The following is a 522-nucleotide window of genomic DNA, read 5'->3' as shown; positions in this document are numbered from 1 at the left end:
CTTGGCTCATCGGCCCGTCGGATTTGCTCGTGGCCAGGCTTCACGACCTCACCGAGGCGACCGACCGGGACCGCTCGCTCCGCTACCTCACTCAGGTGGGGACGCAAGCCAGCAGTTGATCGGCGGGGGCCGGCAAGCTTCCTACGCGAACTTCGCCAGCGGGCTGGCCACCCTGATCATGGGCACCCCTTCCTGCAAACGCCCGATTTTGAGAAACCGCAGACGATCCGGCCCACCCGGGCCCGGATCGCCCGGAATTCCCCTCAGAACCCCTGCTCACGCACATAACGCACAACCGGCTTCTGCGGCCGCACGGTTTGCGAGACAGGTTGATGGGAGCCTCGCATAGATGCCCGCACGAAGGAAATATCATGCCCGCGTTCCATGAGGAATCGGTTCGGCTGGTCTTGTCCTCGAACCGGCCGGGAAAGCAGATCGCCGAGGAGATGATGAGCAGCGGGCCCGGAGCCACCGTCCCATCCGACGCCTATGAGATCGAGCAGCACCCGTGCCCCCACTGCC

Source organism: Arthrobacter sp. Hiyo1 (genome assembly GCF_001263615.2).
GTDB lineage: Bacteria > Actinomycetota > Actinomycetes > Actinomycetales > Micrococcaceae > Arthrobacter.
This window is presented reverse-complemented; position numbering follows the sequence as displayed.